This window comes from Halobacteria archaeon AArc-dxtr1 (genome assembly GCA_025517425.1).
GTDB lineage: Archaea > Halobacteriota > Halobacteria > Halobacteriales > Natrialbaceae > Halostagnicola.
Window position 1 is genome coordinate 511,400 of record JAOPJY010000002.1, and the last position, 13,684, is coordinate 525,083.

The window sequence follows — 13,684 nt, forward strand, 5'->3', positions numbered from 1 at the left end:
TACAGACGGGCACAAGAGCCATACAACTGCGACCCGTGACCGTGTACATGGAGCTTCGTATTCAGGGGTCGGGGCCGACGGCCCCCTTTCTCGGCGCTCGAGACCGATTCGAGACCGAGTACGATCTCTCGTTACCCGTCTACGTTCGCCTCCGGGACGACCCCGACGAGCGCACCTGGGCGGGCCACTACGACGACCGCCACGTGCTGAACATCTCGCGACAGGCTGCTTCGAGCGCGCTCGCTCGCGAACTCGCGCTTCACGAGTTCGCCCATATGGCTCGGTACGAGGAGGCCCACCCCTCACACACCCAGTCGATCGAGGAAGTGCTGTACCTCGCGCTGGCGGGCAAGCGTGTCGAGCGCCGACAGCTCGCACACTGCTATCAGATCGCCAACCACATGAAAGACATCTACGCCGACGACATCACCCTCTCGGTCGGTCCCGGCGAGAAACTCCTCTCGTTTCTCGAGTCCTCGCTGGCCGCGGCGGTCGCCGACCGGCCGGGAACGCCTCCGCAGACGGGCCGACAGCGCATCTCGCCCGCCGCGGACCCGGAGATCACCGCGGTCAACGCGGCGTTTGCGCTCGCACTCGCAGAGCGCCACGACCTCGTCGGCGAGGACCATCGGCTCTACGACCTCGCACACGTCGCAGGAACCGACGCCCCCAAAATCGACCTCGAGGGATTCCGCCAGCGATTCCGAACGCTCGCGACAGATACCGACGAGAGCGCCTATCGGGAGACGCTGGTCGACGCCACCAGGTCATACGTGAGCGCGACGAGTACGGCAGCTGACTGACGCCGTCCTGCTGGGCGAGACGTGTGATGAACGCCTCCGCCCCTCGCAGCTAGATCCGTTCGGTCCGAACGGACCGGCGTCTGTCGGGAGAAAGTGACAAAAAACCGCAACGTGTTCCTTAGCGTGCCGCAGCTGCGACGCGCTCTTTCTCTTCTTTCTGGCGAACGGCGTACGTGTTGACGTCACCGTTTGCCGCGCCGATAAGCTGACTCGCGATCGCCTCCGACGCGGACGTCGGCGACTTGAACGAGGCGCTCTGGACGCCCTGGGCGAGGAATTTGAGTGCCTGGTCGACGCGACGCTGGGGCGCGACGTCGACGGCCTTGGGGACCGAGATACCACCGTACTTCAGGCGGACGGTCTCCTCTCGGGGAGCCGCGTTCTCGACAGCGGTCACGAGCACCTGAATCGGGTTCTCCTCGGTTTGCTCGTAGATGAGTTCGAAGGCGTCACGGACGTGATTCAGCGTCTGCTGTTTCTTACCCGTGTTCTCTTCGGTCTGCATCAGCTGGTTGATAAACCGCTCGACGATCGAGATCTGGGACTTTTTGAACTGCTTGCTCGCGTGGCGCCCACCGGTGTGAGCGATCGGCGTCACCGCGATGTAGCGCTCAGTCGAGGGATCCTCGTAGGCGATCTCGCCGATCTCCCACGTGCCGAACAGCTTGGCGCCGACGTCGGCGCCGCCGGCAGGAGCGTCGGGTTCGGGTTGCTCTTGCTCGGACATGTTATCGCACCGGTTTCTCCGCGTTGCCACGAACGAGTTCGAGCAGCGCAACGCCGTTTACCTTGTCGACTTTGTAGTTGACGCCCGAAAGGTCACCCATCGCACGACCCTTCGCCCCACCGATCCCGGCGATGGTGACTTCGTCGTGTTCGTCGATAAAGGAGATGGCGCCGTCACCGGGACAGAACGCGGTGACCTGCTTGCCGTTTTTGATCAGCTGGACTCGGACGCACTTTCGGATCGCCGAGTTGGGCTGCTTTGCCTCGATACCGACCTTCTCGAGAACGATACCGCGAGCTTGCGGGGCGCCCTCGAGGGGGTCGGACTTCTCGCGAAGTCCACGAGCGCGGCGCGCGTAGTCAGAGTCGGACCACCGCTGATTCTGGCGGTCCTTCTTTAACTTGCGCGCGGCGTACTTGCCGTTTGCCATAGTACCCGTCGCTATCCGACGAAGGCACTTAAGCATCCCTGTTTGGCGCCGGCGTTACGCCACGAGAGCGCGTTAGGACACCCCATAGAGAGATCTGAGCGCGTTTTGGAGAGTAGCGTTACGGACAGAACGGGCAGTAGCGACGATATAGTCGACGGAGAATCGCGAACGGGACGAACGCAGATGAGAGACGTTCAGTCGGCTTTCCCGCCGGTCGAACCCATCCGGAGATCGACGTCGCCGGTGCCGAGCTTGATCGGTTTGCCGACAATGACGTTCTCCGTCACGCCGTCGAGTTCGTCGATCTCGCCGTGGATCGCGGCGTTGAGCAGGTGGTTGACCGTCACCTCGAACGCCGCGCGGGCGAGTACGGAGTCTTTCGAGCCGGAAATGCCGTGGCGGCCGATCGACTCGACCGTACCCTCGTTGGTCATCATGTCCGCGACCAACATCAGGTGCCGAACGTTCACGTCGTCGAGACCCTGCTCGGCGAGCGTGTTGTTGGTCTCCTCGATGATCGCCTCGCGAGCGGCTTCGATCCCGAGGTTGCGGTGAATCTCGTGGATGTTGTTACAGGTCGTTCGGGAAGCGTCGACGCCCTCGATCGAGAGCACGTCGCCGAAGGCAGATCCCTCGGTGTAGAGGATGAACTGCTCCTCGCCGTCGTCCATCTCCTCACGGCGAATAACGACTCGGGAGATCTCCTCGATTCCCTTGAACGTGATGTCCCGAAGCTCCTCGACCAGCTGGAGGAGATCACGGTACGAGGGTTCCTCGGGGCCGAACTGAATCTCGGTGCCCTGCTGAACCGTCGAGACGCCGAGGTTATCCTCGATGATCTCGGCGACCTCCTCGGGCGTGATCATCCGCTCCTCTAAGGTGTCGCGGTTGAGCGAGATCTGGACGCGCATGTCCGCGACGTTCGTCGAGACGTCACCCAGTGCGAGGATCTTCGTCGCCTCGATCTTCCAGACGACCTCGTGGGCGCGCTCTCGCTCGGTGGCGTACTCGTCTTCGAGATACACCGTCATCATCGGCGTGTCGGGCGTCTTCCGGGCGTCGACCAGCTCGATGAGCCGGGGCAGCCCCTGGGTGACGTCGATCTCGGCGACCCCTGCGTAGTGGAACGTGTTCATCGTCAGCTGCGTTCCCGGTTCGCCGATCGACTGGGCGCTGACGGTGCCGACGGGGTCCAGGGGATCGACGCGAGAGTCGATGTAGTCGTTCTCGACGGCGGTCACGATGTCGGCGGCCTGCTCGACAGTAACCCCGTCTCGGTCCTCGATGGCGCCGTAGACGCGATCCTTGAGTCGACGCGGCAGGCTGGTGTCCTCGACGAGAACGATCACGTCGTCGTCGACGTCGAAGTCGACCTCAGTCATCCGAGGTCACCTCCGTTCCCTCGGGCAGGCGACGGCTGTCGGCGTGCTCGGAGAGGTTCGTCGGCAGCGGCTCACGGCCGAGGAACTGTGATCGCTCCTCCTCGCTGTCGAACTCTTCGTTGAGTATCCGGTCAGCGATCCCCTCGACGTCGACGTCGTGGTCGTCGCCAGACGAGACTTTGACCGGCGAGGTGCCGTCCTCGCCGAACTCGAACTGGACGATCGTGTCCGAGGTGTCCCGGACGGTGCCGTCGTACTGCGTCTCCAGTTCGGAGAGCGCGTTGATCAGTCGACGCTGCAGGTAGCCGGACTTCGAGGTTCGGACGGCGGTGTCGACCAGCCCCTCGCGGCCACCCATCGCGTGGAAGAAGAACTCCCGCGGCGTGAGGCCGGCGGTGTAGGAGTTCTCTACGAAGCCGTGGGCCTCTGCCGAGAGGTCGTTTGGCTCGTAGTGGCTCAGCGTTCGGTCCTCGTAGCCGCGGTTGATTCGCTCGCCCCGAACTGCCTGCTGGCCGACGGCGCCTGCCATCTGGGTCAGGTTGAGCATCGATCCGCGAGCCCCGGAGTTGGCCATGACGACCGCCGGGTTGTCGGCTTCGAAGTGCTCTTCGGCGATGTTCCCGGCGTTGTCACGGGCACGCGAGAGCGCCTGCATGATCTTCATCTCCAGGGTCTCGTCGATCGTCCGCCCGGGGAGGCTCTCGAGCTCGCCGCGCTCGTAGGCCTCGATGAGCTCTTCGACGCGGTCGTTTGCGTCTTCGATCGTCTCGTCGATCCGATCCTGGGCCTCGCTCGGAATCGTCTCGTCGTCGATCCCGATCGAGAACCCGAAGTGCATGATCGCCCGCATCGCGAGCGTCGAAACCTCGTTGATGAAGACGCGGGCACGCGTGTTACCGTACTCCTTGGTGATCGTGTCGACGATCTCGCCGCCGAACTCGCCGACTTCGTCTTCGGCGATCGTCCCCTCGACAAGCTGGCCGTCCTCGATGACGACATCCTCACCGATTGTACCGGTGAACTCGAGATCCAGATCGTCGGGGAGGAGTTCTGAGAAGACGTCCCGGCCAGTCCAGAACGGCTTGTCCTCGTCGTCGATCCCGCTGGGTTCGGGTAGTTCGTCGATCCGGGTCGCTCGCAGGAGATCCAGGGCCTGCGTCTCGTTAAAGCGCGGGTTGTCGTGGGTCAGCAGATAGGTTCCACTGATGTGGTCCTGGATCGCCCCGATGATGTTCTCGCCGAAGCGTGGGGAGAGGATCTGCTCCTGGACGCGCATGAGAACGCGAGCCTCGGCGCGGGCCTCCTCGTTCTGGAGGGCGTGCATGTTCATCTCGTCGCCGTCGAAGTCGGCGTTGTACGGCGGACAGACGACGGTGTTCAGTCGGAACGTCTTGTACGGCATGACCACGACCTCGTGGGCCATGATCGACATCCGGTGCAGCGAGGGCTGCCGGTTGAAGATGACGATGTCGCCGTCGACGAGGTGGCGGTTGACCTCCCATCCAGCCTCGACCTTTTCGGCGAGTTCCTCGCAGTTCTTCTCAGTAACCTTCAGCCGCCGGCCGTCGGGACGGCGGACGTAGTTCGCGCCTGGGTGGCCCTCTGGACCGTTCGAGACGTATCGACGTGCCTCGGAGACGTTCCGAGCCGTGACGTTCATCGTCTGGGTCATCTCCTTGGCGACGCGGTCCGGAACGCCGACCTCGTTCAGGCTGAGTGTCGGGTCAGGCGAGATGACGGTACGAGCCGAGAAGTTCACGCGCTTCCCGGACAGCGAGCCACGGAAGCGTCCCTCCTTGCCCTTGAGGCGCTGTGAGAGGGTCTTGAGGGGTCGGCCGGATCGGTGTCGGGCCGGCGGCGTCCCCGAGATCTCGTTGTCCATGAACGTCGTCACGTGGTACTGCAGCAGCTCCCACAGGTCCTCGATGATCAGCTGCGGAGCACCGGCCTCGCGGTTTTCCATGAACCGCTGGTTGATCCGGATGATGTCGACCAGCTTGTGGGTGAGGTCGTCCTCGCTGCGCTGCCCGTTGTCGAGCGTAATCGAGGGGCGCGCGGTGACCGGCGGGACGGGAAGGACAGTAAGGATCATCCACTCGGGCCGGGAGCGCTCGGCGTTGATCCCGAGCACTTGAAGGTCCTCGTCGGGGATGGCCTCGAACCAGTCCCGAATGTCGCTTGGCATCAGCTTGTTCGTGTCCTCCTCGGTGAGGTCGATATCCAGTGCCTTCTCGATGGCCTTGCGCTGGCTCTCACGTGGGCGGAACGAACCCGAGAGGATTTCGTTGATCCGGGTCAGCTCGATCTCGGTCTTCTCGGCGAGCTCGTCGGGAGTGGTTCGGTCGATTCCCTCCTCCTCGTTGCCCTGCATCGCGCCGGCGATGCGCTGGGAGTACTCGCTCGTGAGAACCTGCTGGACCTCGTAGTAGGTGGTCGGCTTCTCGTGGTCGATGTCGTACTGAATCTCGCCACAGTGGGGGCACCGATCTTTCTTTCTCGCCTGTCGGATCGCCGCTTTCGTCACGTCGTTTAAATCCCGACCCAGCTTGCGTGACTCCGTGATGTCTGCTCGGAACTCGTCTCGCTCGTCTTCGGTGAGCAACAGCTTCGAACACTCTCGACAGGTGCCCCGAAGCAGGCGCCGGATGAGCTTCGTGAAGCCGACGTGGATGACGGGCGCGGCCAGCTCGATGTGGCCGAAGTGGCCGTTACACGAGCCGGAGTGTTTCCCACAGGTCTTACACTCGAGGCCGGGGTCGATGACCCCCAGTCGGGGGTCCATCAGCCCCATATCGATGGGGAAGCCGTCGTCGTCGTAGGTGTCGGCCGTGATGATCTTCGTCGCGCTCATCTCCCGGTACTCTTCGGGCTCCATCAGCCCGAAGTCAATCGATCCGATGTCCTTTGGTGTACTGTTTTGCATGGGTTAGACGGCGTCCTCGAGTTCCAGTCGCGGCGCGATGCCAAGCGCCTTCATCTCGTCTAGCAGGAGCTTGAACGCGTAGCTCATCTCGATCTCGTGTATGTCGGTCTCCTCGTCGCAGTTCGGACAGTAGACCCGGCGTTGCTCGACGTTCTCGACGGCGCTCATCCCACAGTTTCCACAGACGTGGATGAACTCGCGGTCGGACTCGTCTAACAGTCGCTCTTTCAGCGTCATGGCCGCGCCGTGGCCGATGAAGACGTCCCGCTCCATCTCCCCGATACGAAGGCCACCCTCGCGGGCGCGACCCTCGGTCGGCTGTCGGGTGAGCACCTGCACCGGCCCGCGCGAGCGGGCGTGCAGCTTGTTCGAGACCATGTGGTAGAGCTTCTGGTAGAAAATGACGCCGACGAAGATCTCGGCCTCGATCTTCTCGCCGGTGACGCCGGAGTACATCGTCTCCTTACCCGCGGAGTTGAATCCGTTGTCCTCCAGTCCGCCACGGAGTTCGTCCTCGTCCTCGCCGAGGAAGGGGGTGCCGTCGACGCGCCGTCCTTCCATCGAACCGAGTTTGCCGCCGATCATCTCTAAGATGTGTCCGACGGTCATCCGCGAGGGCAGCGCGTGCGGATTGAGCACGAGGTCAGGCACGACGCCCTCCTCGGTAAACGGCATGTCCTCCTGGGGTGCGAGGTGGCCGATGACTCCCTTCTGGCCGTGTCGCGATGCGAACTTGTCCCCGAGTTCGGGGATTCGCTCGTCGCGCACGGAGACCTTCGAGAGCTTCGAGCCGTCCTCGCCTTCCATCAGGGTGACCGTGTCGACGACGCCGGATTCGCCAGAGCGCATCGTGACACTCGTCTCGCGGCGCTTCTGGGGCGAGAGGCCGCCCATATCGTCGGGTTCCTCTAAGAATCGCGGTGGCGAGGTCTTGCCGAGCAGGACGGAGTTCTCGTCGACGTCGGTCTCTGGATTGACGAGGCCGTCCTCGTCGAGATGCGTGTACGCCTCCTCACCGCGGGCACCGCGGACGTCCTGGGAGGGAATCTCGAAGCGGTCCTCCTGACCGCCGGGGTAGCGTCGCTCCTCGCCTTCGTAGGTACGGAAGAAGTGCGAGCGGGCGAGTGCACGCTCGACGCTGGCTTTGTTCATGACCAGCGCGTCCTCGATGTTGAACCCCTCGTAGCTCATCACGGCGACGACGAAGTTCTGTGCGGCGGGCCGGTCGTCGAAGCCGATCTGCTCGGTGGTCTGGGTCTTGACCATCGAGAGCTGCGGATAGTGTAAGAGGTGCTGGCGCGTATCCGGTCGGATACGGTAGTTCGCACTCGGGAGGCCAAGCGACTGCTTGACCATCCCCGACCCCATCGTAATGCGGGGACTCGCGTTGTGCTCTGGATACGGAATCATCCCCGCACCGATCCCGAAGATCAGCGACGGGTCGATCTCCAAGTGCGTGTGCTTCTCGGTCAGGTCCTCCTCGTCGACCGCGACCAAGATGTCCTCTTCCTCTTCGGCGTCGATGAACTCGATGTAGCCGTGAGAGACGAGGTCCTCGAACTCGAGGTCGTCCTCGCGGAGGGCGTCGATCTCCTCGGGCGAAATTCGTGGTTCGCCGTCCTCGACGACCAGCAGCGGGCGTCGAGCCCGGCCGGCGTCGGCGTTGACGATGACTTCTCGCGTGCGCTCTTTGACGGAGACGTTGACCATGTCCGACACGTCGCCGATGCGTCGCGCTTCGCGGATCTGTTCGGCTAGCTCGTGGGGATCCTCGTGGGTACCCACGAGCGATCCGTTGACGTACACCTTGGCTTCTCGTTGTTGGCTACTCATGGTATCAGTCGTCCGCCGGCTGCGTCGATCGTTCGATGCTCTCGATGCCCGGAATGCCCTCGACACCCATCGAGGCCAGCTCGCGTTTGAGTTCGCTCTCGTCTTCGATGTTCTGGGAGAGTTCCATCGCCTGCGCGAAGTTCTTCACTAGTCCACAGTTCGGTCCTTCGGGCGTCTCGGAGGGACAGATGCGACCCCACTGGGTCGCGTGGAGGTCCCGCGCCTCGAAGTGAGGCTGGCTGCGCGAGAGCGGACTGCGGAGCCGTCGCAGGTGCGAGAGAACCCCCATGAAGTCCGTCCGGTCGACCAGCTGGCTGACACCGGAGCGGCCGCCGACCCAGTTACCCGTCGCGATCGGGTGCTCTAAGCGCTCGGTCAGGACGTCGGATCGGACGACGGTGTTGACCGAGAGGTTCCGGTTTCGCATATTCGCACGTTCTAGCTGGTACTTCACGTCCCGGGAGAGCTTGTTCAGTGCCGTCCGGAACAGGTCTTTCATCAGGTCGCCGCTGACCTTCAGGCGCTTGTTGGCGTAGTGGTCCTTGTCGTCCGCTTCCCGTCGGTTGAGCGCGAGTTCGAAGCAGGCCTCGGCCATCCGACAGAGGTAGTGGGCCTTGTTGATGCGGACGTCCTCCTCGTCGACGCCGTCCTCGTGGAGGTGCGGAAGCAGGTAGCGGTCGATGACGTAGTTGGCTCGTTTGAGCTGGTAGTTCTTGCCCTGACCCGAGGCGACGCGTTTGCCGAGCGTCTCGATTGCCTCCTCTTCGGTCTGGACGTCCGCTTCCTCCAGATTCTCGAGCATGTACTTGACGACCTCGGGGTCGTTCGAGACCTTGTGAACGATCTCCTCGTCCGATTCGAGGCCGAGAGCGCGCACGAGCGTCACGAAGTTGATCGAGCCCGAAACCGAGGGGAACGAGACTTCGAGGAGCCCGTTTCGCGTGCGTTCACAGAGCACGAGCGCCCGGTAGCCACGGCGCTGCGAGAAGGTCTTTGCGACCTGGATCTCGTCGCCGTACTTGGTGTCGTACTCCGCGAGGATCTTGTTCGGCGCCAGGTCCTCGCTGGTCATCAACACCCGCTCGGAGCCGTTGACGATGAAGTAGCCGCCAGGGTCGGCGGGATCCTCGCCGATCTCGATCAGTTCCTGATCGGAGAAGCCGGCGATGTTACACTTGTCGGAGCCGACCATGATCGGCATCCGGCCGATCTTCGTCTCCGTCGAGTCGACGACGCGCTGGTCGCCCTCCTCGCCCTTGACGATCGACATCTCCATGAAGACGGGCGCGGAGTAGGTGATGTTGCGCAGCCGCGCTTCCTGTGGGTACAGCAGTTCTTCGGAGCCGTCGGCCTCGCGAACGCGAGGCGTGACGACGCGCACGTCACCGAGTTCGACGTGAACCGGCTCTTCGCCTTCCTTGTCGCCGATGTCCGTGTCGATCGTCGCCTTCTCGTCGACGACCTCCTGCATCCCCCGGTTGAGGAAGGCGTTGAACGATCGGTAGTGGTGCTCTGCGAGCCGTTCTCGGGAGAAGTACTCCCGCGAGATATCGCGTCGTTCGTCTCTGTCGAGTTCCATCGCCATTTATTCCACCACGAGTCGATAGACGATGGCTTGGTCAGTGGTACGCGAGTCCCGGACGATCTTGATGACGTCCCCGACGTCGGCCTCGTCGGGCAGGGCGGGATCGTTGCGTTTGATTTTCGGCAGGTCTGTGCGGTCGATGTCATACTCTGAGAGCACGTCCTCTAAGACCGCCTCGTCGAGGATGGTGTGCTCCGGAACGAGTTCGTGTTGGCTTACGTCTACCATGTGTTTTGCTGGGCTCTGAAGGGAGAAGCGGCTGTCACGAGATACTACAGAGACGTATCGGCGGAACCCAGTTAAGGGTTACTAAGTCGTCCCGCAAAAGCACGGCTAACCGGTCGGGCGAACCTGACCGGGCGAGTCGTTCACAGGGGAGAATACCGCGTTCTCGGTTATATCCCTTGTGGGTCTTCTCGGATTTCCAGACAGTTGTGGCTCTGGTGTGGTGGTGGATATCCGAAGAGATGGCCTCTACGAGACACCGGTGAAGAGTACCACACGGCGTCCGATTGGAAAGCCTTAATACTGCGACCGGGAAACGATAAATTGCGTCGAAGGCCCGGGTGGTGTAGTGGCCCATCATACGACCCTGTCACGGTCGTGACGCGGGTTCAAATCCCGCCTCGGGCGCTTTTTACTGACGCCAATTCGTGAGTGAGGAGCGTAGCGACGAACGAGCACGGCGTCAGCAAAACGCCAAACAAGGGATTTGAAGCAGGGAGTGACACGAGCGAAGCGAGTAGAATGACTGTGGTTCAAATCCCGCCTCGGGCGTCTTCTTCGATTTCAAATCCGCGAGCGACCGGTCCATCCGATCGCGAACACTCGAATCGAAGAGCGGTAGAGTCGGAGTGAACGCTACCAGCCACGCGAACGACGTGGACACGTCCGACTGTGTTTACAGATCGTGAGGAGCAGATTCCGGGAGAGCCGGATATGGAGGTCTCTGTTCGCCTATTGAGAGTTCTATATAACCACATGTCTAAATATATAGCTCATAGCATCGTACTTATTCATGTGCATGGTCGTCCCAGATGATGACGGACGAGACGTCCGAAGCTGGACAGGGTGTATCGCGGCGGAACTTCATCGTCGGTACCGGCGCCGTTGGACTGGCTGGCGTTGCAGGCTGTCTCGGTGGGGATAGCGAACTCGACGGAACGATCGACGCTTCGGGATCGAACACGGTGGCACCGATCACCGACTGGACGGGCGAGAACTTCGAGAACGAGTTCTCGGGCGTGCTGGTCGACGTCGCACCGGAGGGGACCGGCGCCGGCTTCCAGGAGTTCTGCCGAGGCAACTCCGCTGTGCAGAGCGCGAGTCGGGAGATCACCGAGGAAGAGATCGAACTCTGTGAAGAGGAAGATGTCGACTACGACTTCTTAGAGGTCGGGCTCGACGGGCTTTCGGTGGTAAAGAACTCCGAGAACGACTGGGTCGACAACATCACCTTAGACGAGCTCCAGATGATCTGGGAGTTCGAGGCGACCGACGAGGTGACTCACTGGAGCGACGTTCGCTCTGAGTGGCCCGACGAGGAGATGCAGTTACACGCCCGCGACGACGCATCCGGGACGTTCGACTACTTCACACGGGAGATCTGTGGCGAAATTGGGAACATCCGAGACGACTACTCTGCAACGAGCCAGACGAACGAGATTATGAACGCGGTTGCGGGCAACGAGCACGGCTTCGGCTGGGGCGGACTTGGCTATCTTCGAGAGATTGAAGACGACGAACCGATCGAAGCCGTTCCGGTCGAGAGCGACGCAGACGGCGATTTCTACCTTCCGGAGGAGCAGAACATCGAAGATGGGCTCTACTCGCCGCTGGCCCGCCCGCTGTTCGCGTACTTCAACATGGCGAGTCTGGAAGAGGAGACGGAACTGATCGGTTCGTTCGCCCGTTATTACGCGAACAACGCCCAAGAGTTCGCCCGCGACGAGAACTTCTACGCGGCACCAGACGAGGTCACCGACGAGAACCACGACAAGATCGACGACTGGCTCGACCAGGTTGGTGCCTCACAAGACGATCTCGCTGTCGACCGCGCATAACGGGGACCACACAGGATGAGCACTGAAACGACCCACGGGCCGGGGATCAGCGGCGAGACCGCAGCCGAGGACCTCGCCGCCAATCAGCGTGCACGACGCCTCCTCTTTGGCTGTGCCGCGATCACGGTCCTCACGACGCTCGCGATCTTTTTCGTGTTGATCGACAACGCCGCGAGCTACTTCTTCGGCGCCCGGTTCACCCAGATGGTCACGGGCGCGAGCATCACCCAAGAGATCACATTCACCGAGTTCTTCACCGGCACGCGATGGGCACCATCTCACGCGACGCCGGCTCACGGCGCGCTTCCGATCATCTTCGGAACGCTCGCGATCACGGTCGGGGCGGCGTTCGTCGCGATCCCGATCGGAACCGCGACGGCGATCTACCTCTCTGAGTACGCCTCGCCTGGCGTGCGCGCAAAGCTGAAGCCGACACTCGAGGTGCTCGCCGGCATCCCGACGATCGTCTACGGCTACTTCGCGATCGCCTTCATCAACCCAGTGTTGCTCAGTCCGATTGCCGAGACGCTGTTCGGGATCAACATCGGCCGGTACAGCCTGCTGTCGGGGATTCTCGTCGTCGGCATCATGACGATTCCGATGGTCTCGTCGATCTCGGAGGACGCGATGTCAGCCGTTCCCGACGATCTGCGAAACGGGGCGTACGCGCTCGGTGCGACGAAGTACGACGTCTCGACCCGGATCGTGCTCCCAGCGTCGATCTCGGGTGTGATGGCCTCCTACATTCTCGCGGTCTCGCGAGCGATCGGTGAGACGATGGCCGTGACGCTTGCGGCCGGGTTCAACGCGAACATCACCGCGAATCCGTTCGACGAGATCATGACGATGACGGCGTACATGGTGTCTGTCGCCCGCGGGACGTCCGCGGTCGGCACCATCGAGTACCAGAGCCTGTTCGCCGTCGGACTGCTGTTGTTCGTGATGACGCTGGTGATGAACTTGCTCAACGACGCGTTCAAGCGCCGCTTCCAGGAGGAGTACCGATGAGCACGGACACCGAAAACCGGCGAGACGTCGAGGACAGAGACGGGAGCGAAGAACGCTTTACTGGCGCCGATCTCGGCCGAGAGCACCTGAAGAATCGACTCTTCCTCGGCCTCATCTTCGCGGCCTCGATGTTCGGCGTCGTCATGCTGGCGCTGTTGTTGCTCGACGTCGCGACCGACTTCTACACTGGACTGACGGAGTTCAACATCAACTTCGTCGACTTCCTCACCCGAGACGGCTCCCGACGGGAGGAGCTGTCCGGCTTCAGGGGCGCGATCGTCGCCTCGATCATGCTGATGATCCTGACGGCGATCCTCGCGTTCTTCGTCGGCGTCGGGTCGGCGATTTATCTGGAGGAGTACGCGCCCGATACGCGCATCACCCGGCTGATCGAGGCGAACCTCGCGAACCTCGCTGGCGTCCCCTCGATCGTCTACGGACTGCTCGCGCTGGCGGCGTTCGTCAACGGGGTCGGTATGGGACCGATCCTGATCGCCGGAGCGATCGCGCTCGCGTTGCTGGTGATGCCGATCATCATCGTCTCCACACAGGAGGCGTTGCGGGCGGTTCCAGACGGCGTTCGAAACGGCTCCTACGCGACCGGCGCGACGAAGTGGCAGACGATTCGCAACGTCGTCCTCCCCGCGGCGATTCCGGGGATCATGACTGGAACCATCCTCGCGCTCGCGCGAGCAATCGGCGAGACGGCGCCGCTGATCATGGTCGGGGCGCTGTTTACCAACCGGATGCCGTTCGGTCCACTCGACCGCTTCAGCGCGATGCCGACCCAGATCTACAACTGGGCAGCAGAGCCGAGCCAGCACTTCATCCACCTCGCGGCGACGGGGATCGTGGTGTTGTTGCTGTTCATGTTCGCGATGAACGCGGTCGCGATCTACATCCGAAACAAGTACGAGACGGAGATCTGAG

The 13,684-nt window shown here is 62.4% G+C and carries 11 protein-coding genes and 1 tRNA gene; 5 read left to right on the forward strand and 7 right to left on the reverse strand.

Annotated features, from left to right (window positions below; translation table 11 throughout):
• Nucleotides 1–47 precede the first annotated feature (47 nt).
• The gene (locus OB905_11395; protein ID MCU4926578.1) at nucleotides 48–803 is read left to right on the forward strand and encodes a DUF5781 family protein; all 756 of its coding nucleotides are present in this window, start codon (nucleotides 48–50) and stop codon (nucleotides 801–803) included.
• Between the two features lie 118 nt (nucleotides 804–921).
• On the opposite strand, the gene OB905_11400 is transcribed toward OB905_11395, so the two are convergent.
• The 7 genes from OB905_11400 to OB905_11430 all read right to left on the reverse strand — a co-directional run bounded on the left by OB905_11400 (nucleotide 922) and on the right by OB905_11430 (nucleotide 9,911).
• Nucleotides 922–1,530 (reverse strand): 30S ribosomal protein S7, encoded by a 609-nt coding sequence (locus OB905_11400; protein MCU4926579.1) that lies wholly within the window; start codon nucleotides 1,528–1,530, stop codon nucleotides 922–924.
• 1 nt (nucleotide 1,531) lies between these two features.
• Nucleotides 1,532–1,960 (reverse strand): 30S ribosomal protein S12, encoded by a 429-nt coding sequence (locus OB905_11405; protein MCU4926580.1) that lies wholly within the window; start codon nucleotides 1,958–1,960, stop codon nucleotides 1,532–1,534.
• Between the two features lie 194 nt (nucleotides 1,961–2,154).
• On the reverse strand, nucleotides 2,155–3,342 hold the full coding sequence (gene rpoA2, locus OB905_11410; GenBank protein ID MCU4926581.1) for a DNA-directed RNA polymerase subunit A'': 1,188 nt from the start codon (nucleotides 3,340–3,342) through the stop codon (nucleotides 2,155–2,157).
• Entirely contained in the window at nucleotides 3,335–6,265 is a 2,931-nt protein-coding gene (locus tag OB905_11415) for a DNA-directed RNA polymerase subunit A' (GenBank protein MCU4926582.1), read from the reverse strand. The genes rpoA2 and OB905_11415 overlap by 8 nt, the downstream gene beginning before the upstream one ends.
• A 3-nt stretch (nucleotides 6,266–6,268) precedes the next feature.
• Nucleotides 6,269–8,098 carry a DNA-directed RNA polymerase subunit B gene (gene rpoB, locus OB905_11420; GenBank protein ID MCU4926583.1) on the reverse strand — a complete coding sequence of 610 codons (1,830 nt, stop codon included), beginning with the start codon at nucleotides 8,096–8,098 and terminating at the stop codon, nucleotides 6,269–6,271.
• A 4-nt stretch (nucleotides 8,099–8,102) separates the two neighbouring features.
• Nucleotides 8,103–9,683: a DNA-directed RNA polymerase subunit B'' gene (locus OB905_11425; protein MCU4926584.1), complete on the reverse strand. Its 1,581-nt coding sequence runs from the start codon at nucleotides 9,681–9,683 to the stop codon at nucleotides 8,103–8,105.
• The gene (locus OB905_11430) at nucleotides 9,684–9,911 is read right to left on the reverse strand and encodes a DNA-directed RNA polymerase subunit H (protein MCU4926585.1); all 228 of its coding nucleotides are present in this window, start codon (nucleotides 9,909–9,911) and stop codon (nucleotides 9,684–9,686) included.
• Nucleotides 9,912–10,243: 332 nt separating this feature from the next.
• Here OB905_11430 and OB905_11435 point away from each other — a divergent pair.
• The 4 genes from OB905_11435 to pstA all read left to right on the forward strand — a co-directional run bounded on the left by OB905_11435 (nucleotide 10,244) and on the right by pstA (nucleotide 13,683).
• Nucleotides 10,244–10,316 (forward strand) — tRNA-Asp (locus tag OB905_11435).
• Between the two features lie 407 nt (nucleotides 10,317–10,723).
• On the forward strand, nucleotides 10,724–11,746 hold the full coding sequence (locus OB905_11440) for a substrate-binding domain-containing protein (GenBank protein MCU4926586.1): 1,023 nt from the start codon (nucleotides 10,724–10,726) through the stop codon (nucleotides 11,744–11,746).
• A gap of 15 nt (nucleotides 11,747–11,761) precedes the next feature.
• Nucleotides 11,762–12,754, forward strand: a complete 993-nt coding sequence (pstC, locus tag OB905_11445) for a phosphate ABC transporter permease subunit PstC (GenBank protein MCU4926587.1) — start codon at nucleotides 11,762–11,764, stop codon at nucleotides 12,752–12,754.
• A complete protein-coding gene (pstA, locus tag OB905_11450) occupies nucleotides 12,751–13,683 on the forward strand; it encodes a phosphate ABC transporter permease PstA (protein MCU4926588.1) in 933 nt (310 codons plus the stop codon). The genes pstC and pstA overlap by 4 nt, the downstream gene beginning before the upstream one ends.
• Nucleotide 13,684 lies beyond the last annotated feature (1 nt).